Here is a 22,623-nt window from a genome sequence, read left to right as displayed (position 1 = left end):
TGGCGGGGAATCGCCATGCCCACATGCTTGAACGGGGCCGGGGCACCAACCGGGTGGCGTCCACGCGCCTGCACGGAAAGGCAGGCGGCGCCGGCACTCGAAAGGAACACGCATGCGCAAGGCCCTCGGTGTCACCCTCGCGGTCCTCGCCCTGCTCGGCGCCACACAGGCGCCCGTCGCAGCGGCCGCGCCCCCTGCGGGGACATCCGCCGGAAGCCCGTCCGCCCCCGCACACGCCGACGAGTACTACGCCTACCCCTATGTCAGGTGCGACGGCGGCTATGTCGCCTTCGGGTACGAGGGCACGTGGGAGCACACCCGCGACTGGTACGGCCTCTACCACCGCCACGCCGACCCCGGCTTGGAGAACGGCTACTACCACGGCATGGCCACGTGGAAGGACTCCTGGGGCTTCACCCACTGGGCCTGGCAGTGGGCCACCACGGCGAAGGAGCGGCAGACCGGGATCCGATCGGGCGACTTCAAGGTCATCTACTGGACGCCGCACGAGACCGCTCCGGGGCACTACACGGTGGCGGGCTCTGGGAGCGGGCGGGTGCACTGCTCGTGACGCGCGGCCCTGCCGGGGCGCCGGGCGCGCCTTCCGCCGGCTGCGCGCGTGGCGGGAACGGGTCGGCGCCCGGAGGCGGTCCCTGCCGGCGGCCCGCGCTCCGCGGAGCGCTGCCGCGGTCACCCGGGACGTCGGGGACCGCGTCGCCCTGCCTGCGCGGGGTCCACGGTCGCGACGGGGGTCGATCGGGTCACCGGCGTCCGCCCGGGCCGGCGGGCGGATGAGCGTGCGGGCCGGGGGCCGTCCGAGGCGGACCCGCAGCCGGCAGGGCCCCCGCGGGTCCGAGCCGGCAGGGGTGCAGGCCCGGGGCGGCGGGGCCGCCGAAGGCGGGACCTCGGCGCGGTCCAGGCTCGCCCATGCCGTTCGCCGCTCACGCCGTCCACGCCGCCCATGCCGTTCGCCGCTCACGCCCTCCACGCCGCTCACACCGTTCGCCGCTCACGCCCCCACGCCGACCGGCCGGGTCGATCGTGTCCCGGACTCGGCGGCGGTCGGTGCGGGACGGCCGTTCCGCACCCACGCGGGGCACGGGCTCCTCGGAGCAGGCTGGGCCACCCGGTGCCGGCGCCTCCTCGGCGAAGCCCGCTCAGCCGCTCGATCGGGTCGCATCGGAGAAGTCGATGCCCCAGACTCCCCGCACGACCGCGTGGCCGGCTTCGGTGACGTCCAGACCGCGCCCGGACGGGCGCCGCGTCACCCACCCAGCGTCCAGGAACCGCTTCCCCACCGCGGCGCCGAGCGCGCCGGCCAGGTGCGGCCGCCGTTCGGTCCAGTCCGGGCACGCCCGTGTCGTGGCACGCCGGGCCTGCAGAGCGCCGTCGACGTCCACTCCGATCTCCCCCAGTCCGGCCACACCGGCATCGGTGGGAGCGAACGTGTCACGGCCGGAGAGCCACCCGGCGCGCACCCAGGCGTCCGCCAGCGCCACGCCCAGGCGGCCGGCGAGGTGGTCGTAGCAGAACCGGGCCTCTGCCAGGTGCTCGGCCTGGCGGCTGCGCCGGTACCCCGTGACCGGAGCCGCGTCCGCGAGCGCCCCCAGCGCCTCCAGCGCGGTGGCGACCTCCGCGCCGGCCAGCGCGTAGTAGCGGCGCCGCCCGCGGGGCCGGCAGACCACCACGCCCGAGTCGACCAGCACCCCCAGGTGCTCCGAGGCCGTCGAGGCACTCACCCCCGCCGCCCGGGCCAGCTCGCCCGCGGGACGCACGGTGCCGTCCATCAGCAGGTTCAAGAACACCGAACGTGCCGGAGCGGACAGCGCTCTGCCCAGCGTGGTGAAGTCCCGGTCCCTGCTCATGGCCACGAGGGTAGGGCGCCGATGCTTCGGTGACCGCCGAAACGTCCCGGGCCTACCGTCCCGTCCATGACTGCCCATGCCTACGCCGCCCACCTGCACTGGGACGGTTCCACCGCAGCCGGGATCCGCTCCTACTCCCGCGACCACGTCGCCACCGCGCCACCCGCCGCCGCGGAAGTGGCGCTGAGTGCTGACCCGGCGTTCCGGGGCAGCCCTGAGCGGCTCAACCCGGAACAGCTTGTCGTCATCGCCGCCTCCTCCTGCCAGATGCTGTCCTTCCTGGGCGCCGCCGCCCGCAGCGGCATCAGCGTGCTGTCCTACGACGACCACGCGGCCAGCCACCTCGACCTGACGGCCGCGCCCGCCCGCCTCGGGGCGATCCGCCTGGCCGTCACCGTCACCGTGGCCGCCGGGACCGACGAGGCCGAGGTCCGGGAGCTGGCCGAACAAGCCCACCGCGCCTGCTATGTCGCCAACTCGCTCTCGATCCCTGTCGACGTGACCACGACGGTGGTGACCGCGTGACCGTGGCCCCGCCCATGAGAACGGGTTCCGGCCCGACTCCCGTGGAGTCGAACCGACCCCGGTATCCGAGACCGACGCCCCTGACAGACCAGCAGACCAGCAGACCAGCAGACCAGTAGACCAGCGGCGTCCAGGGGCGGGCACGGGCCCGGCCGGCGCGGTTTCACGGATGTTGTGGCGGAACCCGTTCCCGTGGACGAAGCCGGCCCGCCCGTTCGCCGCAGAGCCGGACCGCTCGCGGGGAGCCGGGGCGGCGGCCTCCCCGGCGGAGCCACCGGTGCGGCGCCGGGCCGGCGCTCATTCCCCTGGCGCGCTGTGAGTCACCCCACAGTGGATCACCCGCGTGCCCGGCGTGGCGCCATGGCACACTGGGGCCTGTATCAGCAGCAGCGCACTCCGGGGTCGGTGTAATTCCGAACCGGCGGTTACAGTCCGCGACCCGGCCGCATCCAGTGGCCGGTTGACCAGGTGAAACTCCTGGACCGACGGTGAAAGTCCGGATGGGAGGCAGTGCGCGGCGGGCGGAGCCCCCAGGGGCCTCACCGGCCGTCTGCCGGTCACCGGGCACCCCGGAGACCGGTGCGACGCGGTGTCGGCGCACCCTGCCGGCGGCGCCGTTCCCGCTCTCTGCCGTCGCCACCGACGGCAGGCCCCGGAGTCCGTGCCCGAGGAGGCAGGAGGACCCGGTGGCCACAGAAGCCGACGTGAACGCCATGCGCCGAGCCATCGCGCTCGCCGCCCGCGGACTCGGCTCCACGCGCCCCAACCCCGTCGTCGGCTGCGTCGTCCTGGACGCCTCGGGACACGAGGTCGGCGCCGGGTACCACGAACGCGCCGGCGGCCCGCACGCCGAGGTGAACGCCCTGCGCCGGGCGGCGTCCTGGCCCGCGGCGGCACCGCGTACGTCACGCTCGAACCCTGCAACCACACCGGCCGCACCGGCCCCTGCGCCCAAGCGCTCGTCGAGGCCGGCGTCACCCGCGTGGTGTACGCCGTCGCCGACCCGAACCCGCAGGCCCGCGGCGGCGCCGACACCCTGCGGGCCGCCGGGGTGCAGGTCGAGGGCGGCCTCCTCGCCGACGAGGCGGAGGCGGGCAACGCCGCCTGGCTCACCGCCGTGCGCCTGCACCGGCCCCGGGTCCGCTGGAAGTACGCCGCCACCCTCGACGGCCGCACCGCCGCCGCCGACGGCACCAGCCGCTGGATCACCTCGGCCGCGGCCCGCGCGGACGTCCACCGGTTGCGCGCCGAGTCCGACGCCGTCCTCGTCGGCTCGGGCACCGCCCGCACCGACGACCCGCACCTCGCCGTACGCGGCATCGAAGGCGCGGTCCAGCCCCTGCGCGTCGTCGTCGACACCGAGGCCACCGCCGTCCGGCCCGGCGCCCGCGTCCTGGACGACGCCGCACCCACCCTGATCGCCGTCGCCGAGGACGCCGCCACCGACCACCTCGCCGGGGTCGACGTCGTACGGCTCCCGAGAGCGGCGAGCGGACGCGGCCTGCACGTCCCGGCCCTCCTCGCCGCCCTCCACGAGCGCGAGGTACGGTCCGTCCTCCTCGAAGGCGGCGCCACCCTCGCCGGGGCCTTCGCCGCCGCCGGAGCCGTCGACGAGGTCGTCGGCTACCTCGCGCCCGCGCTCCTCGGCGCCGGCCCCGCCGCCCTCGGCGACGCCGGCGTCACCACCATCGCCGACGCGCTGCGGCTGCACGTCACCGAGACCGTCCGCATCGGCCCCGACCTGCGCGTCACGGCCGTCCCCGCCCCTCCCGCCGCCACCCCCAAGGAGCGCTGAGTGTTCACCGGAATCGTCGAAGAACTGGGTGAGGTCACCGCCGTCGAGGACCTCGGCGACTCCTCCCGCTTCCGCCTGCGCGGCCCCGTCGTCACCCAGGGCGCCAAGCACGGCGACTCCATCGCCGTCAACGGCGTCTGCCTCACCGTGGTCGACCACGAGGGCGACGAGTTCACCGCCGACGTGATGGCCGAGACCCTCAAGCGCTCCGGCCTCGGCGCCCTCGCCGTCGGCTCCCGCGTCAACCTGGAGCGGCCCATGGTCGCCGACGGCCGCTTCGGCGGGCACATCGTCCAGGGCCACGTCGACGGCACCGGCACCATCCTCGCCCGCACCCCCTCCGAGAACTGGGAGATCGTCAAGATCTCCCTCCCGGCGGAACTCTCCCGCTACGTCGTCGAGAAGGGCTCGATCACCGTCGACGGGGTCAGCCTCACCGTCGTCGAGGCCGGACCCGACCACTTCACCATCAGCCTCATCCCCACCACCCTCGCCCTCACCACCCTCGGCACCAAGCAGCCCGGCGACCCGGTGAACCTGGAGGTCGACGTCATCGCCAAGTACGTCGAGCGCCTCCTCGGCGACCGCGCACCGGGAGACACCCGGTGAACACCCTCAACTCCGTCGCCTTCACCGCCTTCGGGCAGGCCATCAAGTGGTCCGACATGATCGGCAACGTGATCGGCCTCGCCGCCCTCGCCCTCGGCTGGCGCCGCTCGATCTGGACCTGGCCCGCCCAGCTGCTCTCCGGCCTCGTCCTCGTCGCGGCCTACGCCTCGGCCCAGCTCAGCGGCGGCGTCGGCAAGCAGCTCCTGGTCATCGCCGTCGCCGCCTGGGGCTGGCGCCAGTGGACCCTCGGCAAGCAGCAGGCCCAGGACGGCTCCCTCGCCGTCCGGTTCGCCACCGGGAAGGAGCGCGCGCTGCTCGCCGGCGGCGCCGCCCTCGGCACCCTCGCCGTCGGGGGGCTCTTCACCCTCTACCCGTCGCTCTCCTGGAGCCCGTGGGCCGACGCCTACATCTTCGTCGGCACCCTCGTCGCGATGGTCGCCCAGGCCCGCGGCCTTGTCGAGTTCTGGTTCGCGTGGCTCCTCGTCGACGTGGTCGGCGTCCCCCTCGCCTTCAGCAGCGGCCTCGCCTTCTCCGGATTCGTCTACGTCCTCTACGGCGCGCTCGTCCTGTGGGGCATGCGCGACTGGTGGCTGCGCTCCCGGCAGCCCGCCCTGGAAGGAGCCCCCGCATGACCACCGCACCCCAGCTCGCCGCGCTCCCCGACTGGGACGCCGAGGACCTCACCCTCGACTCCGTCGAGCAGGCCGTCCGCGACATCGCCGCCGGCCGGCCCGTGGTGGTCGTCGACGACGAGGACCGCGAGAACGAGGGCGACCTCGTCATCGCCGCCGAGAAGATCACCCCCGAGATCGTGGCGTTCATGATGAGCGAGTGCCGCGGCCTCATCTGCGCCCCCATGGAGGGCGACGAGCTCGACCGCCTCGAACTGCCGCAGATGGTCGACGACAACACCGAGTCGATGAAGACCGCCTTCACCGTCTCCGTCGACGCGGGCCCCGCCCACGGCGTCACCACCGGGATCTCCGCCGCCGACCGCGCGGCCACCCTCCGGCTCCTCGCCGACGGCACCGCCCAGCCGTCCGACTTCGTCCGCCCCGGCCACATCTTTCCGCTGCGGGCCCGCAGCGGCGGCGTCCTCGTCCGCCCCGGCCACACCGAGGCCGCCGTCGACCTCGCCCGCCTCGCCGGACTGCGCCCCGCCGGCGCCATCGTCGAGATCGCGGGCGAGGACGGCGTCATGCTGCGGCTGCCCGAGCTCGTCCCGTTCGCCCGCAAGCACGGGCTGACGATCGTCTCCATCGAGGACCTCATCGCCCACCGCCGGGCCACCGAGGCCCCGGCCGCCCTCCCCGCCGACACGGACCCGACCGCCCCCGCCGGCATCGCCGACGCCGGCCCCGAGGCCCCCGCCGACCGGGCCGCCGAGACCGCCGTCGTACGCCGCGAGGCCGAGGTCACCCTCCCCACCGCGCACGGCGCCTTCACCGCCTACGGCTACCGCTCCACCGCCGACGGCGTCGAGCACGTCGCCCTCGTCCACGGCGACCTCGGCGACGGCGACGACGTGCTGGTCCGCGTCCACTCCGAGTGCCTCACCGGCGACGTCTTCCACTCCCTGCGCTGCGACTGCGGGCCGCAGCTGCGCGCCGCCATGGACCGGATCACCCAGGCCGGCCGCGGCGTCGTCGTCTACCTGCGCGGCCACGAGGGCCGCGGCATCGGCCTGCTGCCCAAGCTCCGCGCGTACGAACTCCAGGAGCAGGGCCGCGACACCCTCGACGCCAACCTGGAGCTGGGCCTGCCCGCCGACGCCCGCGACTACGCCGCCGGCGCGCGGATGCTCACCGACCTGGGGGTCCGCAGCGTCCGGCTGCTCACCAACAACCCGGACAAGACGGACGCGCTCACCCGCCACGGCATCGCCGTGACCGGCCGAGAGCCCATGCCCGTCCAGGCCGGCGAGCACAACGTGCGCTACCTGCGCACCAAGCGGGACCGCATGGGACACGACCTGCCCTGGCTCGACGAGCCGGCCGGCGTGCCCACCTGCGCGGCCCAGTGACCCCGAACCATCCCACCCACCCACCCGTACAGCACCGAGGAGCAACGTGAGCGGCAAGGGCGCACCCGAAGTGACCGTGAAGAACGCCGGCGACCTCCGCGTCGCCGTCATCGCGGCCCAGTGGCACGAGAAGGTCATGGACGGCCTGGTCGGCGGCGCCCTGCGCGCCCTGCACGAGCTCGGCATCGACGAGCCCACCGTCCTGCGCGTGCCCGGCAGCTTCGAGCTGCCCGTGGTCGCCAAGGTCCTCGCCGGCCGCGGCTACGACGCGGTCGTCGCCCTCGGCGTCGTCATCCGCGGCGGCACCCCGCACTTCGACTACGTGTGCCAGGGCGTCACCCAGGGCCTCGTCCAGGTCTCCGTCGACACCGGCGTCCCCGTCGGCTTCGGCGTCCTGACCTGCGACACCGAGGAGCAGGCCCTCGACCGCGCCGGCATCGAGGGCTCGAACGAGGACAAGGGCCACGAAGCGGTGACCGCCGCCGTCGCCACCGCCCTGACGCTGCGCACGGTCAGCGAACCCTGGCGCTGACGGCCCGGACGGCGGGCGGGCGCCGCAAGGCCGGCGGGCCCCGGTGACCACGCACCCCGGAAGCGGGCAGACACCGGTCGCGACGGGACCCGGTGGCGACAGGGCCCCGTAGGGGCGGATCCTGCGCGTCCGGGCTTCAGCCCGGGCGGACCCGGGCCCGCCCCTCCTCGGAACCCGCAGGCCCTGCCTGGCCAGGGCGCCCGCAGGCACCGCCTCGCCAAGGAGCCCGCAGGTCCGGACCGGGCCCTGCGCCCGCGGGTCCCCTTGCCGGGCCCGCGGACCCCGCGCGCGGGGCCCGGGACCCAGGGCGGCCCGTCCCACCGGCCGGACGCGCTGCACGTTCCGCTCCGCACACCCCGTAGGCTTAGGACCATCATGGCGAACAAAACCTTCGAAGAGCTCTTCGCAGAGCTGGAGCTCAAGGCCAGGACCGGCGACCCCGCCACCTCCCGCACCGCCGAACTGGTGGACAAGGGGGTGCACGCCATCGGCAAGAAGGTCGTCGAGGAGGCCGCCGAAGTGTGGATGGCCGCCGAGTACGAAGGCAAGGAAGCCGCCGCCGAGGAGATCTCCCAGCTGCTGTACCACGTCCAGGTGATGATGGTCGCGCGCGGGATCACCCTCGACGACGTCTACGCCCACCTCTGAGCCGTCCCGTCCGCCGCACCGCACCACCCGCACCCACCGCCGCACTCCGAGCAAAGGAAGCCCGCCCCATGCTGCGCATCGCCGTCCCCAACAAGGGTTCTCTCTCCGGACCTGCGTCGGCGATGCTCCATGAGGCCGGCTACAAGCAGCGCAAGGAGTCCAAGGAGCTCGTGCTGGTCGACCCGGGCAACGAGGTCGAGTTCTTCTACCTCCGCCCCCGGGACATCGCCATCTACGTCGCCTCCGGCAAGCTCGACATCGGCATCACCGGCCGCGACCTGCTGCTGGACTCCGGCGCCAACGCCGAGGAGATCCTGGAGCTCGGCTTCGCCCGGTCGACGTTCCGCTACGCCACCCGGCCCGGCACCGCGAGCGGCCCCGCCGACTTCTCCGGCATGACCATCGCCACCTCGTACGAGGGCATCGTCGCCAAGCACCTCGCCGACCACGGCATCGACGCCTCCGTCGTCCACCTCGACGGCGCCGTCGAGACCGCCATCCAGCTCGGTGTCGCCCAGGTCATCGCGGACGTCGTCGAGACCGGCACCTCGCTGCGCAACGCCGGCCTGGAGGTGGTCGGCGAGCCGATCCTCACCTCCGAGGCCGTGGTGGTCCGCCGCACCGGCGCCCCCGCCCAGGACCCCGAGGTGGAGCGCTTCCTGCGCCGCCTCCAGGGCGTGCTGGTGGCCCGCAGCTACGTGATGATGGACTACGACTGCCGTGCGGAGCACCTGGAGCAGGCCGTCGCCCTGACCCCCGGCCTGGAGTCGCCGACCATCTCCCCCCTCCACAACGAGGGCTGGGTCGCCGTCCGGGCGATGGTCCCCGCCAAGGACGCCCAGCGCATCATGGACGACCTGTACGCGCTGGGAGCCCGCGCCATCCTCACGACGGCGATCCACGCCTGCCGCCTCTGAGCCGGAAAGCCCCATGGCCCATGTCTGACGCAGCCCCCGTACCGCCCGCCCTCCCCGTCACCTTCCGGCCGCGGCGCACCCGCGCCGTCCTGCTGGCCGTAGGGGCGGTCATGTTCGCCGTCATCACGATCGTCGCCCTGACGCTGGAACGGTTGAGCTCGGCGGAGCGGGTCAGTTTCGTGTTCACCGCCGCGCTCTTCTACGGCGTGCTCATCCTGCTCAGCCGACCCAAGGTCGTCGCGGACGAGGACGGCGTCACCGTCGTCAACCTGACCCGGACCCGCCGCCTCTCCTGGGCGGAGATCCTGCGCGTCAACCTGCGGGTCGGCGACCCCTGGGTGTTCCTCGACCTCAGCGACGGCACCAGCCTGCCCGCGCTCGGCATCCAGCCCGGCATCGGGAAGGCACAGGCCATCCGCGACGCCCAGGCCCTGCGCGCCCTGGCCGAATCCCGGGGCACCGGCACCGACGGGCACTGACCGGCCCCGGCACGTAGCGACCGGACCGCCGGGCACGCACCGGACCGCCGGGCACTGCCCGGCACCGGCGGAGGGCAGGACCGTGGGGACGGCGCCGCGCAGCTTTCGCCAGTAGGCGTTGACCACGCCATCGCTTTCACGGAGGGCGCGCAGCCTCGTCGACCGCGACCTCAGCCCCAGGCCGCACCCCCTCGGTCCGCCGGCGCCCCGGCCGGCGGACCGTTGTGTCTTCGCGGTCCTGCAGGAGGTCCGGTGGCCGCCAGGCCCGGTTGCGCGCGGCGCCGCGCCCGCGCCCCCGCGCCCCCGCGTGGACCGCCCGTAAGGAGCCCCGCCCGGGCCGCCGCCATCGGACGGCCCGGCTTCACCCGATCGGAGCATGACCCCCGGACGTGCCGCGCCATCGGGACCGCCCGCTCATAGGCTCCCCCGGTGAACCGAAGCGCTGCACTCGACGTCGGACTTGAGGACCTCCTTTCCTGGGCGCGACAGGAGCAGGGCGCGGACCTGCCCCCGCGCACCGCGGACGCGCTCCTCACCCTGCTCGCGCTGCGCGGTGCGGACCGCAGGAGCGGGCTGCCCGAGCCGACACCCCCGCTGGTCACCGAGGTGCTCCGGGACGACCTGCCCGCCTTCGCCGACCTCGCCCCCGCGGAGCTCGACGCGGTCCCCGCCGTGGTCGCCGCGCTCGCCGACCGGGTGCGCGCCGCGGGCCGCCTGAACGGCAAGCGCCGCGACCGGCTCCTCGCCGCCGCGACGGCCCTGCTCCCCGACGTGCGCCAGGCATGCGCGGACCCGTGGGCGCTGACCTGGCACCGCTGGTACGCGTCCCTGCTGCGGGCCGACGGGGTGGACACCGCAGACCCCGGCGCCGTACGGGAACGGCTGGCCGCCCTGGACGCGCTGCCGCACGCCTCCCGGCCTTTTCCGCCGCCGCCGCTCCAGCGCACCGACCTCGCCCGGCGGACCTTCGAGGTCCGGACCGCGCTGACCGAGCGCCTCCTCGCCGCCTTCGCGCGCGATGTCGAGGACCCCTCCCCGTCCGGCCCCCTGCTACCGCCCGCCACCCGGGACGCGCTGTCCTCAGGGGACCCGGAGCAGGCCCTCGCCGAGGAGCTGGACCGCGTCGCCGACGCGCTGCTCGACCGCTGGACCGCCGCGGGGCTCACCGCCGCCCTGGCCGGCCCGTACGCCCGGCTCGCGCCCGGCCCCGAGACGGTGCCGCACCTGGCCCTCGCGGACGGTTTGCTCGACCAGCACCTCGACTACACCGGCGACTCCGGCGTGCCCCTGCCCCCGCCGCCCGCCCTGCCCGAGCCCGGCGAGCTGCTCGGCCTGCTGCACGCCGCGCCGCTGCCCGCCGCCCTCGCCACGGGCGCCGCGGACGACGACGAGCTCCGGCCGCTCGCGGAGCGGTGCGGCTTCCCGGGCCACGCCGAACCGGTGTGGGCCTCGGGCACCCCCGAGGAGGTCGTCGAACTCGCCGCCGACATCCTCGCCCTGGCCGCGGAGCACAGCGCGTCCGCCGAGGGCGCCCCGGCGCCGGACGAGTTCATCGACGCGGTGCACGTGCTCTACGCCTGCTACGACCGGGGCTGCACCCCCGACTCCGTGGCCCGCAGGGCGGCCGACGCGGCCGGCTGGCCGATGTCCCAGGAACTGGAGTACAGCCCCGTGCCGGTGCCGCCCGCGCCTCCCGGCCCGTACGCCACCCCGTCCGCCGGCGCGCTCGCCGAGCTGCTCCACGCGCCCGCGGTGAGCGAAGAGGAACGCGCCGAAGTGGACCGGCACGCCCGTGCGCTGGCCTTCACCGTCGACCGGCTCGCCCGCACCGGCTGCGTCTTCCGCACCGGGGACGCCTTCGGACTCACCCCTTTGGGGGCCGCTGTGATGCGTCACGTCCTGCACACGGGCCATGTCGCCGCCCCCGACCGGGAGGAGGTGCTCGCCTGGGACGCCCGGACCCTGGTGGCAGCGGTGGAGCCCTGGCCGCCGACCGCCGCCGTCACGGAACTCGCCCGCTGGGCCGCCTCCCACGGCGGCGACCCCGGCTGGCGCGAGCTGCTCGCCGCCGTTCCCGCCGACAGCCCGGGCCTCCTGGACCGCCTGGACGACGCGGGCATCCCCTCGGCGGTGCTGCACGGGGCACACGACGACCCCGAGGCCGGCGACCGGGCGCGCGCGGTCCTGCGGAGGCGCGGCGAGGACCCCCGGGACGGCGGACCCCGGCAGGGCGGGGCGGACTGAGGCGGCCGGGCCGGAAGGCCGGTCGGCAGGCGGATCGGGGCCCGCACGCGACGGCAGCCGGGCCGCGCCGTCCGGGGAGGGCGCGCGGCTCCCGCACGGCGCGGAGCGCCCCCGGACGGTCAGTACGCGGGCGGCGGCGGCTCCTGGGCGCCCGGCCCCGGGGAGCGGCGGGTGCTGGGACCGCGCCCCGACAGGACCTCGCCGTACGCCTGCATCAGGTCGGGGAGCCGCAGCGTCGCGAGGTCCTCCCGCGTCGGCGTGCCCGCGTAGCCGGAGAGGCGCAGGTCCCGGTACGCGCAGGACTTCTCGTACAGCGTCCGCAGGAACCGGCCGTTGCCCAGCTCGTCGATCCAGCCCTGGTCCACTACGTGCCCGCTGATCGACCGCAGTTCGTCGAGCGCCTCCTCGTCCCACACGTCGCCGTTGGCGGCCGCCAGCACCCTGCCGATCGCGGTGAGCTCCAGCGGCCGGTACGACGGGAAGTCCACCCGCGTGGTGAATCGGGACGACAGGCCCGGGTTGGCCGCCAGCAGCCGGTCCATGCCCTCCGGGTACCCGGCGAGGATCACCACGAGGTGGTCGCGGTTGTCCTCGGCCCGCTTCAGCAGGACCTGGAGCGCCTCGTCCCCGTACGCGTCGCCCTTGCTGTAGCCGGAGTTGGACAGGGCGTACGCCTCGTCGACGAAGAGCACCCCGCCCAGTGCGGAGTCGATCAGCTCGTTCGCCTTGACCGCGGTCTGCCCGAGGAACTCGCCCACCAGATCGGCCCGTTGCGCCTCGACCAGATGGTCGCCGCCCAGCAGCCCCAGGGCGTAGAACACCCGCCCGAGGATCCGCGCGACCGTGGTCTTCCCGGTGCCGGAGGGACCGGAGAAGACAAAGTGACGTTTCGGCGGCTGCACCGGCAGACCCTGGTCGGCGCGCAGCCGCGCCATCTCCAACTGCGCCGACAACGCCTTCACCTGGCGCTTGACCGGTTCGAGGCCCACCATGCGCTCCAGCTCGGACAGCGCCTGCGCGAGCAGCGCCGGATCCGTGGCGCTCGCCGGGAACGGCGGCGGCACCACGCGCCCCGCCCCGGCGCCGCCGTCCTTGTCCCGCACGGCGCCCGGCGGGCCCGAGGCGGGCGGTACGGGCGGGCCACCGGGCCCGCCCGGCCCGGCCGCCGCCCCCGAGCCTCCCGGGGACACGGCCTCCCCGGCGGGCCCGGGGCCGTCCTGCCCGTCGGCGCCGCCGTCCAGCAGGTCCGCGCCGGCCGCGTCCGCCCCCGCGTTCGCGAGGGACACCGCGGCCAGGTCGCCCATCTCCTCGGGGGACCCGTCGAAGCCGTCGTACTCCGCGATGGCCGCCAGCCGCGCCGCCGTGTCCATGAACGCCGGGTCGACCCGGTGCACCGCCCGGTACAGCGGCAGCGCCGCCGCCGTGCGCCCGGTGCCCTCGTGCGCCCGCGCCAGCCAGTAGCGCAGCTCCTTGCGCTGCGGCTGCTCGCTGCGGCAGCGCATCAGCGCCGCCGACAGCAGCGGCTCCGCCTGCCCGTACATCTCCAGCCGGACCCGGGCCATACCGCCGAACAGCCCCGCCTCGATGCCCAGCAGCGCGTCGTCCACGAGCGGCTCGGTGTGCCGCACGAGCTGCTCCCAGTCCTTGACCAGGTACGCCCGGCAGGCGTGCAGGAACCGGACCTGCGGGTCCGTGTCGACGGGCGGCAGCTCGGCGAGGGCCCGGTCCAGCTCGGGGACGTGGCGGCCGTCCAGCCAGTGCGAGGCGTGCGCGAGCAGGAGGTCGCGCGGGCTCTCCAGCACCGGCTGCACCCACCAGCCGAGCCAGTACCAGGAGTTGAGGGTCCGCCGGTGCCGGGCGCGCTGCTCGCCGAAGCGGTCCCGGTGGTGGTACATCCGCAGCAGCGCCGTGGTGGTGTCGACCCGCAGGGCGTGCAGCCCCAGCCAGGCGTCGGCCATGCCGGGATCGATCCGCACGGCCGTACGGAACTCGTCCTCGGCCTGCGGATACGCCCCCATGGTGTAGGCGTCGACGCCGCGCATCCAGGCGAGGTCGGCCGGGGCCTGTGTGCCCTGCGTGCCGAAGTCCATCGGGTCCCCCACAAAACCGTGTCCCCGTTGCCGCCGGGCGGACGCCCGCCGGAAGCTTCCCCCATCGCCCTTCACATGGACGGGTCTTGACCGCACCGGGGTGCATCGTACCTGCGCAGCGAGTGTGCGACGAAGGGCGCACCGAGCGCTCAGGGGGCGTCCGCGGGCGCAGGAGCGATGGTGACACAGGGTGAGCGCAAGGGGGCTCACGCGTACCCGCGGGGGAGGGTGAGGGCAGAACGAAGCCCCCGATCACGGGGGAACAACCGGGGGCTTCGCGTCTGCGGCGGCTCCGAAAAGCCGCACATTGAGAACGTAAGACCTGTCCGGCCCCCCGGTCAAGTGAAGTTGAGGCAGTCTGCGCGGCCGGATTCCGACTGTTCGGTCGGGTGCCCCGGAGGCGTCACGGTCCGTGAGGGTGCGGCTCCGGATCGGCGGCGGCAGGGCGCCTCGGCAGCCACGTGTATCCCTCCTGGCACTCCCGTACCAGGGCGTCGGCGTAGGGGAGGGAGGGGTCGTGGGCGAAATGGCGGGTCTCCGCCACTGTCCATCCGTCCCAGAACGCGGCCTGCGCGGGCCCGTCCCGCCGTCGGCCGCGCCGCCAGGACTCCTCGGGCCCCCGGTCCATCCACAGCAGCCGGGCCAGCCGCGGGCGCAGGGCGCGGCGGCCGGCGCCCACCCCCTCCACCAGGACGACCGGCGCGGGCGCCAGCAGCCTGGGCGGTCCGAAGCGGCGCGAGATCCAGTCGTACGGGTGATACGCCGCCGCCTCGCCCCGGCTCAGCGGATCGAGTACCTCCGTGCGCAGCCGCCCGGTCCAGCCGAACAGCGCCTCGTGGCTCGCGAGGTCGTCGAGGTGGAGGACCGGCGCCCCGCCGAGCGCCTCGGCGAGCCGCGCGGCGAACGTGGACTTCCCGACCCCGCGTGCCCGTCCACCGCGACCAGCCGCACGGGCCCGCAGGACGGGGCCAGCGCGCGCAGCTCCTCCGCCCGCGTGCGAAGGTCGCTCAGATGTACGGGCCGGGTCATGCCGCCACCCTACCGAGCCCGCCCCGGCGGCCCGTCCGGCGTGGCTGCGGGCCCCGGCCCGGGCGCGAGGCGACAGTGGCCGGGGCGGCACCGCGCGGCGCGTCCCGCCGCAGCCGCCCGCCGTCCGCAGCCGCCCGCCACCCCCGGGGGTTCCGTATGACCCGTCCGACTCCCCGTCCCGCCTCCCGCCGCAGCGTCCTCGCGGCAGCCGCCCTCGCCGCCGCCGGCGCAGCCGGCCTGCCCGCGTCCCCGCGGGGCGCCGCCCCTTCCCCGGGGCGGGGGCCCGCGCCCCCCCGGGGCCGCCCCCGCGGCGCCCCTCGACAACCGCTTCTGGACCTCCGCCGCAGACTGGGCCTCCGGCAGCGGCCGCGGCGTGCGGACGGCCACCGCAGGCTGCCGCCCCGGTCTGGTGCTCGACGCCCCGGCCGGCACGGCCCCGTACACCGACCCGCACACCGGGCGCACCGCCGACTGGGAGTACGCCACCTGGACCTCGCCCCGGCACACCCCGGCCCGGCCGGCCACCGAGGTCGTCGTCTCCTGGAACGCCGACACCCCCGCCGGCACCTGGATCACCGTCGAGCTCTGCTGCCGCTACCCGGACGGCACCGACTCGCCGTGGTACGTGATGGGCCGCTGGGCGGCCGGCGACGCCGACATCCGGCGCACCTCCGTCGACGGGCAGGGCGACGGCCGCAGCAGCGTGTGGACCGACACCCTGGCCGTCAAGGACCCGGCGGGCGGACCGCGGGCGGAGTCGTACCGGCTGCGGCTCACCCTCCACCGGGCGCCCGGCACCGGCCGCACCCCGACCGTGCGGCGGCTCGGCGCCCTGGCGTCCGCCCTCCCGGACCGCTTCACTGTGCCCCCGGCCCCGGCGCGCGCCGTCCGCGAGCTGCCGGTGCCGCGCTACTCGCAGAACGTGCACGCCGGGCGGTACCCGGAGTACGACAACGGGGGAGAGGCGTGGTGCAGCCCCACCTCCTCGCAGATGGTCGTCGAGTACTGGGGCCGCCGCCCCACGGCCGCCCAACTGGCATGGGTGCGGCCGGAGTACACCGACCCCCAGGTCTGCCACGCCGCCCGCGCCACCTACGACCACCAGTACGCGGGCTGCGGCAACTGGCCCTTCAACGCCGCGTACGCCGCGACGTACGAGGGCCTCAACGGGGTCGTCACCCGGCTCGGCTCCCTCGCCGACGCGGAAGCTCTGGTCGAGGCGGGCATCCCGGTCATCACGTCGCAGTCGTTCCTCGCGCACGAGCTGCCCGGCGCCGGCTACGGCACCGCCGGCCACCTGATGACCGTGACCGGCTTCACGGCGGACGGCGACGTCGTCGCGAACGACCCGGCCGCCCCGGACAACGCCCGGGTCCGCCGCGTCTACCCGCGCCGCGAGTTCGAGAACGTCTGGCTGCGGACCAGGCGCCGCAACGCCGCGGGCGCCGTGGTGTCCGGCACCGGCGGCGTCTGCTACCTGTACTGGCCCGACGACGCCACGGCCGCCCAGCTCCGCGCCCTCGCGTCGGTCGGGGTCCGCTGACGGCACACGGCACACGGCACGGGCGCCGGGCGTGAGCAACGTCTCTCCCGCGCGGCGCCCGCCTGCTGGCAAGGTGTTCCGGGGGGACACCAGCCGCACCCGTACGCCTCAGGAACAGCAGAGCGAGAGACCCATGACCGCAGCCGCCGCCTCCCTCTCCACCCCCCGCGCCCGCACCGGCGGTCCCCGCGACGACGGCCCGGAGCTGGTCGAGCGGGTGCTCGGCTGGGTCCTCGTCGTGGCCGTGGCGGTCCTCGTCACCCGGCTCGGACTGCTCTGACGCCCCTGCCGCCACCGCCGGTCCGGGCGAGGTGAACGATCGTTATCGACGTACGCCACCCGATCGGGCATACTCATGCCGCCACAGCCGCTGATCTGCCGCTTTCCGTGATCCGGACAGGCAGCATCGGCGCTGTAGTGAGACACGGCGGCGCCGCCTCAACCCTCGGGCGGGCCCGCCGCAGCGCCCGACAAGGGAGGAGAGCGCCGCTATGCCCGACCGCGCCCCGCAGCCGGTGGAACGCCAGCTGCCCACCGAGGAGGCCAGGGACCTGATCGCCCTGGTCCGCGACATCGTCCAGGGGGAGGTCGCGCCCAAGGCCGCCGAGGAGGAGGACGCGGGCCGCTTCCCCCGCGAGACCTTCTCGCTGCTCTCCGACGCGGGCCTGCTCGGCCTGCCGTACGACTCCGCCCACGGCGGCGGCGACCAGCCCTACGAGGTCTACCTCCAGGTCCTGGAGGAGCTCGCCGCCGCCCGCCTCACCGTCGGCCTCGGCGTCAGCGTGCACAGCCTCGCCTGCCACGCCCTGGCCGGCTACGGCACGAAGGACCAGCAGGCCGAGCACCTGCCGGCGATGCTGGGCGGCGGCCTGCTCGGCGGGTACTGCCTGTCCGAGCCCGCGTCCGGCTCGGACGCCGCGTCCCTGCGCACGAAGGCCGTCCGCGACGGCGGCGACTGGGTCATCACCGGCACCAAGGCGTGGATCACCCACGGCGGGATCGCCGACTTCTACACGGTCATGGCCCGCACCGGCGCCGAGGGCCCCCGCGGCGTCACCGCCTTCCTGGTGCCCGGGGACGCCGAGGGGCTGACGGCCGCGGCGCCGGAGAAGAAGATGGGCATGAAGGGCTCGCCCACCGCCCAGCTGCACTTCGACGGCGTCCGCGTCCCCGACTCCCGCCGCATCGGCGAGGAGGGGCAGGGCTTCTCCATCGCGCTGTCCGCCCTGGACGGCGGCCGCCTCGGCATCGCCGCCTGCGCCGTCGGCGTCGCCCAGGCCGCGCTCGACGCGGCGACCGCCTACGCCCTGGACCGCCGGCAGTTCGGGCGTCCCATCGGCGACTTCCAGGGGCTGCGCTTCATGCTCGCCGACATGGCCACCCAGATCGAGGCCGGGCGCGCCCTGTACCTGACCGCCGCCCGGCTGCGGGACGCCGGGCAGCCGTACGCGCGGCAGGCCGCGATGGCCAAGCTGTTCTGCACGGACGCGGCCATGAAGGTCACCACCGACGCCGTCCAGGTCCTCGGCGGGTACGGCTACACGGCCGACTTCCCCGTCGAGCGCTACATGCGCGAGGCGAAGGTGCTCCAGATCGTCGAGGGCACCAACCAGATCCAGCGCGTGGTCATCGGTCGCCACCTGCTCGGCCCGGAGAGCCGGGCCTGACGTCCACCGGGCGCGACAGCCAGGCCGGCGCCGCAGTGAGCAGGCTCCACTCCTGGTCGCGACGGCCCGGCACGGTCCGGCCGCAGCTCGACCAGTGCCGCAGCAACTCCCGGTAGATCGGCGGGTCGGGGTGGCGCGGAAGCGATTCTTCTCGCCCCGTGTCCGCCGACGGCGCCGCGACCGCCGGGCCGGCCCGGAGACGGCCGCTCGTCGAGCGGGGCGAAGGCGCCTGGTATGCGGTGGAGGGCGCGTACGGCGTGCTCATACCTGGCCAACGCGAAGGCGTGCGCCGGGTCACCGCCGATGGCAATAGTCCGCCAGTTCGCGCAGAACTGCCGACCTACCTCGCCGCCCAGCAGACCAAGCCACAGGGCATGGCCGCCGCCGAGTTCACCGAGCCCGACCCGGCGCGCGTCGTGCACACGGTCGAGCGCGCCCTCGCCGACCGCCTGCCCGCCGAGCAGGGCGCCGCACTGCGCGCCCGCCTCAACCTCGACGCCCTCGAACCCGGCCTACGCGAAACCCTCGCCGGACTCCGCCGCGAAGTCGACGGCACCGCCGACGCGGGCGACGCCCTGCGCTCCGCCGTCGCCGCCCGCCTCGCCGACCAGCGGGCCGCCCCGATGTCCGCCGCATAGGCGACCGGCAGCACGCACCGCCGCGCCCCGGGGACGACGAAGCCCCGCCCGGAACGATCCGGGCGGGGCAGTGAGTCGGCACAGATTCAGCCGCGCCGTGGCGGGGCGATCTCCACGGGCAGGGGACCGGGGGCGAGCAGGGGCGCGCAGTCGGGGCAGGCGTTCAGCGTCCACCCGGGGCCGCTTGCCCGTTCGACGTAGCGCACTGCGACGGGGGCGAGGGTCAGCCGCTCGCAGCGGCAGCAGACAGCGGCGCTCACGCTCCCACCGCCACCCGGACCGTGCGGGTACCGGCCCCAACGTGCACGCCGCGAATCACGGTCGGCCCCACGTCGATACCGCGTTCCGCCATTTCCAGTGCCCAGCGCCGTTCCGCCTGCGCCCGCCGCTCCGGACTGTCCGGCCGCTTGCGAGGCTCCGCGAGCACGTACGGGCGTACGGGACTGATCGTGTCCACGAAGGGGCGCCGTTCGGCCACCTCGCGGGCGTACGGGCTCTTGTGTTCCGGCAACGTTCGCCAGGGCTGCGCCGTCGGGGCGGGCGCCGTCGGTTCCGGCGCGGGGCGGGGGTGGCGCGGTGCTGCCCGCGAGCGGGGAACAGCAGCGAGCACAGGCACGCGAGGGCGCGCGCGATAAGGTCGGCCACGTTCGTCAGCTCCTTACAGCTGATCGGCTCCGCCCCGGTGACGACCTTGCCCGTCGTTGCCGGGGCTTTCTTGTGGGCCGACCTTAGACCCACCTGTAAAAGCCTGTAAGGTGCTGCATGAGCCTGTCAGGGAGTGCCAGGGTGCCGTCGGCCGGATACCTTCGGCCCATGAAGTACGGGCCGGATGACCAGGTAGAGCGCGACGCGCCAGAGGCGCCGTTTCAGCAGCTCGCGGGGATCTTGCGCGCACGGGTCAAGCGCGGCGACTGGAAACCCAACCGCGCCATGCCCAGCGAGAACGCCCTCGCCGACGCGTACGGCCTATCCCGCCCGACCGTCCGCCGCGCCATCGCCGTACTCACCGAGGAAGGACTCGTGTACGCGGTGTCGGGGCGCGGTACGTACGTGGCTGACCAGAAGCCCGAGCAGGCGCCGGAAGAGTCCGCCCCGAGCGCGTAAGGAAGCCCCGCCCGTCCGCCACGGGGGAACGACGGACGGGCGGGGCGGCATGGAGGCTGTCAGCCCGCGGTTACGCCCAGGTGAGGCGTTGCCCGTCGGGGCCGACGTGCAGCCGCATGCGGTCGGCCGACGGGCGCCCGTCCGCCTGCCAGTGCGTGACACGCTCGGTGATCTCGTCCCACAGACGCGCCGCGCCGCCCTGCCGGACCATCCACCGTCCGCCGTCCAGGAAGACGACCGCCCACGTCTCGGCGTCCACGTCGATCACAACGTGTTCCGTCCGGCCGTCGCGTTCCAGTGTGAGCCGCTGTGCGCGCGGTGCGGCAAACTGTGCGACGAACCGGGCGGTCCAGTCGTCGAGCACATCCGCGCCCAGCTCCGCGGGCGCTGCGTCGCCCTCGCTGAGGTTCGGCAGGATGCCCAGCGGGGGCGGAAGGTGGGGGCGGGCCAGCATGAACGAGACCTGTCCGCCGAGGACCGGGCCGCTGGCCGTGCCGTCGTCGGCGACCGTCAGCCGGACGAGTTCGGATGCGTGCATCCATCCGCCGACCGTGACCAGGACCTCACCACCGGGCCGGGTCTGTGCGAGCCAGTCGCCGGGCACGGTGCGCACGCTGCACGTGGCGATCACCCGGTCATACGGGCTGCCCTCCTTGTAGCCCGCGAGGCCGTCGCCGACCACGCGCGTAGGCCAGTACCCGGCGCCCGCGAGGGCCATTCCGGCGCGCGCGGACACTTCCGCGTCCACCTCGACCGTGGTCACGTTGTCTTCGCCGACGACATGGCACAGGAGCGCGGTTGAGTAGCCCGTGCCCGTGCCGATCTCCAGTACGCGCGTTTCCTCGGTCGCCCGCAGGTCTTCGAGCATCCGCACGACGAGACTCGGCAGGGTGGACGACGAGGACGGGGCCGCGGCGATACGTCCCTCGACCTGGTCGGGAAAGACGCTGCCCGCCACCTGCGTCACGAGGGTGTCGTCTTCGTAGATGCGCGCGAGTCCGGCCGCTGCGCTTCCCGTCGCCGGGCGGTACCAGCCGCCGTCCTCGTACTCGAACCATCCGCGCGCGAGGAACGCCTCACGGGGTACGGCCATGACGGCCGCTTCCCATTCCGGGCTGTGCAGGGCGCCCGACTTGGCCAGGCGCCGCGCTAGGTCGGCCCGGAGGTGTTCCGACGGCAGGGGGTCAGTCATGCTGGCTCGCTCCGTTCTCCAACAGGTCTGCGATTGCGTGTGTGATCGGCAGTCCGGCCGCGTCTTCGAGCCACGCCCATTGGCCGTTGGGGTTGCACTCCAGAAACCACCATGCACCGTCCGCGGTCACCGCGAAGTCGAAGGCGCCGAAGTTCAGGCCGAAGTCGGCGAGGAACCGCAGCAGTGCCCTGCGTATCCCGTCCGGACAGGTGATCGGCTCGTAGGCGAGGCTCTGGTACTCGGCTCGCCAGTCGACGACCCCGGGCGGCGCCGTGATGCGGGCGCTGAACACCTGCTCGCCGACGACCACCGTGCGCACGTCGGCCACCTTCGGCACCTGAGCCTGAAACAGGTGGGCGCTGTGGCTCACCCCGCCGTCGATCTCCCCTACCTCGACCGGGGCGGCCCAGATGCCGGCGGGCTCGCCCTCGACCTCGTACGCCCCCGCGTGCAAGGGCTTGTAGATCGTCGGCTGTGCGGCACAGAACGCCTTGGCCTCCACCGGATCATTGGTGATCAGCGTGGCCGGGATCGTGAGTCCCACTCGTGTCGCCGTGTCGAGCTGCGCGGGCTTGTACTCGGCCCGTGCGATGGCGTGCGGGTGGCTCAGGTACAGGCACCCCGACAGTGCACCCAACACGCCGCCCAGGCCGCGCCGGTTCTCCTGGGCGGCGAATCTGGCCGCCTGCTCGTTGCTACTCGTCGGGTAGGGGCTCGGCCGACGGTGGTACAGGGCACGTACGGCAGACAGATCGGCCGTGCGCTCCCCGACTGTCAGCCGCCCTTCCCAGCCGCCTGCGCCGAGACGCGCGGCGAGCATCGCAGGCGCGGGGAAGTCGCGCCCCGGGTCGAACCGGAGGACGGGCACCCGGCGCCGGTTCAACTTGGCGATGACCAGATCGGCGGTTGCGTCCTCCAACTCTGTGCAGACCAGCACCGGGCGTCCGTCCATGACGCTCCCTCCTTAGTCCTGCGTCGCGTCGTGGCCGGAGTCGGGGTCCTGCTTGCCGTCCTTGCTGACCTGCGTGGGCGGGTAGGTGTTCACGCTCGTGCCGTGCTTGCCCAGTTCGGCCGGCGTCATCGCTCCGTCCTCGCCGATCCATCGGCCGGTCTGCGTGGCCGGGTCGAGGCCCGCGTACTGCCACGACGAGGGGGAACCGTTGCGCAGCGGCGCCATACGGCGCAGCCCCCACGGGGTCGGCGCGGTGGTCTCCCTGCTTGCAAGTCTCGTCTGCAAGGTCTCCTCCTTGGTCGCTTCCTACGGTGGTGTCGTGCTGGACCCGCCCCGGCAGGCGCTCGACCTGTCCAAGGGGTGCGGGCGGATGATCCAACCGGGGCGGGGGTGGTGCCCGCCCCCTGCCGGGGGGTGGTGTGGGAGAACCTGTGAACGGGTCGTCCCCAGCAGGGGGCGGAGTCTTCAACGGCGGGGCAGTCGGTGACGGCCCCCAGTGGCGCCCGCGGGCCAGGGGCGCGGCGGGGGCGTGTGCGCGGGCACGGTGAGCGTGGGTGACTGTGCGACGCGGTCCGCGGCTCGGTCCCGGTCGTGCGACTGGACACGCACTATGTGGTCAAGCTCCGCGATGCATGGGCCGCACGCGTATAGGTCACCCGTTGCGCCCGGGGTCGTCACCGAGCCGACCCACAGGACGCGTACGCCCTCGCGTCGGCAGTACAGCCAACAGGCGCCCGTCACCCAGTGGTTCCCGTCGTCCGTCTGCGCGAC

The 22,623-nt window shown here is 74.7% G+C and carries 20 protein-coding genes, 3 pseudogenes and 1 riboswitch; of the genes and pseudogenes, 16 read left to right on the top strand and 7 right to left on the bottom strand.

Features of this window, described 5'->3' with window-relative positions; all coding sequences use genetic code 11:
- Positions 1-112 precede the first annotated feature (112 nt).
- On the top strand, positions 113-571 hold the full coding sequence (locus tag L6E17_RS02120; RefSeq protein ID WP_236239067.1) for a hypothetical protein: 459 nt from the start codon (positions 113-115) through the stop codon (positions 569-571).
- A gap of 586 nt (positions 572-1,157) precedes the next feature.
- On the opposite strand, the gene L6E17_RS02115 is transcribed toward L6E17_RS02120, so the two are convergent.
- Positions 1,158-1,865 carry a helix-turn-helix transcriptional regulator gene (locus L6E17_RS02115; RefSeq protein ID WP_236239066.1) on the bottom strand — a complete coding sequence of 236 codons (708 nt, stop codon included), beginning with the start codon at positions 1,863-1,865 and terminating at the stop codon, positions 1,158-1,160.
- Positions 1,866-1,931: 66 nt separating this feature from the next.
- Between L6E17_RS02115 and L6E17_RS02110 the strand changes: the two genes are divergently transcribed.
- The 10 genes and pseudogenes from L6E17_RS02110 to L6E17_RS02065 all read left to right on the top strand — a co-directional run bounded on the left by L6E17_RS02110 (position 1,932) and on the right by L6E17_RS02065 (position 11,637).
- Positions 1,932-2,390, top strand: a complete 459-nt coding sequence (locus tag L6E17_RS02110) for an OsmC family protein (RefSeq protein WP_236239065.1) — start codon at positions 1,932-1,934, stop codon at positions 2,388-2,390.
- Positions 2,391-2,777: 387 nt separating this feature from the next.
- Positions 2,778-2,908: riboswitch (FMN riboswitch) on the top strand.
- Between the two features lie 168 nt (positions 2,909-3,076).
- Positions 3,077-4,185, top strand: a pseudogene (gene ribD, locus L6E17_RS02105) (bifunctional diaminohydroxyphosphoribosylaminopyrimidine deaminase/5-amino-6-(5-phosphoribosylamino)uracil reductase RibD).
- Positions 4,186-4,794, top strand: a complete 609-nt coding sequence (locus L6E17_RS02100; protein WP_236239064.1) for a riboflavin synthase — start codon at positions 4,186-4,188, stop codon at positions 4,792-4,794. It begins immediately after the preceding pseudogene.
- A gap of 56 nt (positions 4,795-4,850) precedes the next feature.
- Positions 4,851-5,426: a nicotinamide mononucleotide transporter family protein gene (locus L6E17_RS02095; RefSeq protein WP_236239609.1), complete on the top strand. Its 576-nt coding sequence runs from the start codon at positions 4,851-4,853 to the stop codon at positions 5,424-5,426.
- On the top strand, positions 5,423-6,817 hold the full coding sequence (ribB, locus tag L6E17_RS02090; protein WP_236239063.1) for a 3,4-dihydroxy-2-butanone-4-phosphate synthase: 1,395 nt from the start codon (positions 5,423-5,425) through the stop codon (positions 6,815-6,817). The genes L6E17_RS02095 and ribB overlap by 4 nt, the downstream gene beginning before the upstream one ends.
- Before the next feature lie 46 nt (positions 6,818-6,863).
- Positions 6,864-7,349: a 6,7-dimethyl-8-ribityllumazine synthase gene (ribH, locus tag L6E17_RS02085; protein WP_071283632.1), complete on the top strand. Its 486-nt coding sequence runs from the start codon at positions 6,864-6,866 to the stop codon at positions 7,347-7,349.
- A gap of 375 nt (positions 7,350-7,724) precedes the next feature.
- Complete coding sequence (locus L6E17_RS02080; RefSeq protein WP_071283635.1) at positions 7,725-7,997, top strand: phosphoribosyl-ATP diphosphatase; 273 nt, start codon at positions 7,725-7,727, stop codon at positions 7,995-7,997.
- A 68-nt stretch (positions 7,998-8,065) separates the two neighbouring features.
- Complete coding sequence (gene hisG, locus L6E17_RS02075; RefSeq protein ID WP_236239062.1) at positions 8,066-8,914, top strand: ATP phosphoribosyltransferase; 849 nt, start codon at positions 8,066-8,068, stop codon at positions 8,912-8,914.
- A 20-nt stretch (positions 8,915-8,934) separates the two neighbouring features.
- Complete coding sequence (locus L6E17_RS02070) at positions 8,935-9,393, top strand: PH domain-containing protein (RefSeq protein WP_236239061.1); 459 nt, start codon at positions 8,935-8,937, stop codon at positions 9,391-9,393.
- Positions 9,394-9,822: 429 nt separating this feature from the next.
- A complete protein-coding gene (locus L6E17_RS02065; protein WP_236239060.1) occupies positions 9,823-11,637 on the top strand; it encodes a hypothetical protein in 1,815 nt (604 codons plus the stop codon).
- A gap of 119 nt (positions 11,638-11,756) precedes the next feature.
- Here the strand turns inward: L6E17_RS02065 and L6E17_RS02060 are convergent, their stop codons facing one another.
- Together L6E17_RS02060 and L6E17_RS02055 are read right to left on the bottom strand one after the other, a co-directional pair.
- Positions 11,757-13,727 (bottom strand): AAA family ATPase, encoded by a 1,971-nt coding sequence (locus L6E17_RS02060; RefSeq protein ID WP_236239059.1) that lies wholly within the window; start codon positions 13,725-13,727, stop codon positions 11,757-11,759.
- Positions 13,728-14,130: 403 nt separating this feature from the next.
- Positions 14,131-14,756: pseudogene (locus tag L6E17_RS02055) on the bottom strand (uridine kinase).
- 156 nt (positions 14,757-14,912) lie between these two features.
- On the opposite strand from L6E17_RS02055, the pseudogene L6E17_RS02050 reads away from it, so the two are divergent.
- The 4 genes and pseudogenes from L6E17_RS02050 (at position 14,913) to L6E17_RS02035 (ending at position 18,604) form a co-directional block, all read left to right on the top strand.
- Positions 14,913-16,299: pseudogene (locus L6E17_RS02050) on the top strand (peptidase C39 family protein).
- Positions 16,300-16,432: 133 nt separating this feature from the next.
- The gene (locus L6E17_RS02045) at positions 16,433-16,579 is read left to right on the top strand and encodes an SCO1431 family membrane protein (RefSeq protein ID WP_236239058.1); all 147 of its coding nucleotides are present in this window, start codon (positions 16,433-16,435) and stop codon (positions 16,577-16,579) included.
- Between the two features lie 211 nt (positions 16,580-16,790).
- On the top strand, positions 16,791-17,966 hold the full coding sequence (locus tag L6E17_RS02040) for an acyl-CoA dehydrogenase family protein (protein WP_236239057.1): 1,176 nt from the start codon (positions 16,791-16,793) through the stop codon (positions 17,964-17,966).
- Positions 17,967-18,124: 158 nt separating this feature from the next.
- A complete protein-coding gene (locus L6E17_RS02035) occupies positions 18,125-18,604 on the top strand; it encodes a hypothetical protein (protein ID WP_236239056.1) in 480 nt (159 codons plus the stop codon).
- Between the two features lie 86 nt (positions 18,605-18,690).
- On the opposite strand, the gene L6E17_RS02030 is transcribed toward L6E17_RS02035, so the two are convergent.
- A complete protein-coding gene (locus L6E17_RS02030) occupies positions 18,691-18,864 on the bottom strand; it encodes a hypothetical protein (RefSeq protein WP_236239055.1) in 174 nt (57 codons plus the stop codon).
- A gap of 553 nt (positions 18,865-19,417) precedes the next feature.
- On the opposite strand from L6E17_RS02030, the gene L6E17_RS02025 reads away from it, so the two are divergent.
- The gene (locus tag L6E17_RS02025) at positions 19,418-19,708 is read left to right on the top strand and encodes a GntR family transcriptional regulator (protein ID WP_236239054.1); all 291 of its coding nucleotides are present in this window, start codon (positions 19,418-19,420) and stop codon (positions 19,706-19,708) included.
- A 70-nt stretch (positions 19,709-19,778) separates the two neighbouring features.
- On the opposite strand, the gene tgmC is transcribed toward L6E17_RS02025, so the two are convergent.
- The 3 genes from tgmC to tgmA are packed head-to-tail and all read right to left on the bottom strand — an operon-like array spanning position 19,779 to position 22,137.
- Positions 19,779-20,900, bottom strand: coding sequence for an ATP-grasp peptide maturase system methyltransferase (gene tgmC / locus L6E17_RS02020; RefSeq protein WP_236239053.1), 1,122 nt, complete (start codon positions 20,898-20,900; stop codon positions 19,779-19,781).
- Positions 20,893-21,852: an ATP-grasp ribosomal peptide maturase gene (gene tgmB / locus L6E17_RS02015; protein ID WP_236239052.1), complete on the bottom strand. Its 960-nt coding sequence runs from the start codon at positions 21,850-21,852 to the stop codon at positions 20,893-20,895. Before tgmB ends, tgmC begins: the two co-directional genes overlap by 8 nt.
- A gap of 12 nt (positions 21,853-21,864) precedes the next feature.
- On the bottom strand, positions 21,865-22,137 hold the full coding sequence (gene tgmA, locus L6E17_RS02010; protein WP_236239051.1) for a putative ATP-grasp-modified RiPP: 273 nt from the start codon (positions 22,135-22,137) through the stop codon (positions 21,865-21,867).
- Positions 22,138-22,623: the final 486 nt, after the last annotated feature.

Origin of the sequence: Streptomyces sp. CC228A, from assembly GCF_021390935.1 — a bacterium.
Classification (GTDB): domain Bacteria; phylum Actinomycetota; class Actinomycetes; order Streptomycetales; family Streptomycetaceae; genus Streptomyces.
Note: the sequence above shows the minus strand (reverse complement) of the source record. Positions and strands in the feature narration are given on the sequence as shown.

Bases quoted from the DNA above. Each gene is read 5' to 3' on its own strand.
- L6E17_RS02120 (WP_236239067.1), top strand. From the start codon at position 113: ATGCGCAAGGCCCTCGGTGTCACCCTCGCGGTCCTCGCCCTGCTCGGC.
- L6E17_RS02115 (WP_236239066.1), bottom strand. From the start codon at position 1,865: ATGAGCAGGGACCGGGACTTCACCACGCTGGGCAGAGCGCTGTCCGCT.
- L6E17_RS02110 (WP_236239065.1), top strand. From the start codon at position 1,932: ATGACTGCCCATGCCTACGCCGCCCACCTGCACTGGGACGGTTCCACC.
- L6E17_RS02095 (WP_236239609.1), top strand. From the start codon at position 4,851: ATGATCGGCAACGTGATCGGCCTCGCCGCCCTCGCCCTCGGCTGGCGC.
- ribB (WP_236239063.1), top strand. From the start codon at position 5,423: ATGACCACCGCACCCCAGCTCGCCGCGCTCCCCGACTGGGACGCCGAG.
- L6E17_RS02080 (WP_071283635.1), top strand. From the start codon at position 7,725: ATGGCGAACAAAACCTTCGAAGAGCTCTTCGCAGAGCTGGAGCTCAAG.
- hisG (WP_236239062.1), top strand. From the start codon at position 8,066: ATGCTGCGCATCGCCGTCCCCAACAAGGGTTCTCTCTCCGGACCTGCG.
- L6E17_RS02070 (WP_236239061.1), top strand. From the start codon at position 8,935: ATGTCTGACGCAGCCCCCGTACCGCCCGCCCTCCCCGTCACCTTCCGG.
- L6E17_RS02060 (WP_236239059.1), bottom strand. From the start codon at position 13,727: ATGGACTTCGGCACGCAGGGCACACAGGCCCCGGCCGACCTCGCCTGG.
- L6E17_RS02045 (WP_236239058.1), top strand. From the start codon at position 16,433: ATGACCGCAGCCGCCGCCTCCCTCTCCACCCCCCGCGCCCGCACCGGC.
- L6E17_RS02040 (WP_236239057.1), top strand. From the start codon at position 16,791: ATGCCCGACCGCGCCCCGCAGCCGGTGGAACGCCAGCTGCCCACCGAG.
- L6E17_RS02025 (WP_236239054.1), top strand. From the start codon at position 19,418: ATGAAGTACGGGCCGGATGACCAGGTAGAGCGCGACGCGCCAGAGGCG.
- tgmC (WP_236239053.1), bottom strand. From the start codon at position 20,900: ATGACTGACCCCCTGCCGTCGGAACACCTCCGGGCCGACCTAGCGCGG.
- tgmB (WP_236239052.1), bottom strand. From the start codon at position 21,852: ATGGACGGACGCCCGGTGCTGGTCTGCACAGAGTTGGAGGACGCAACC.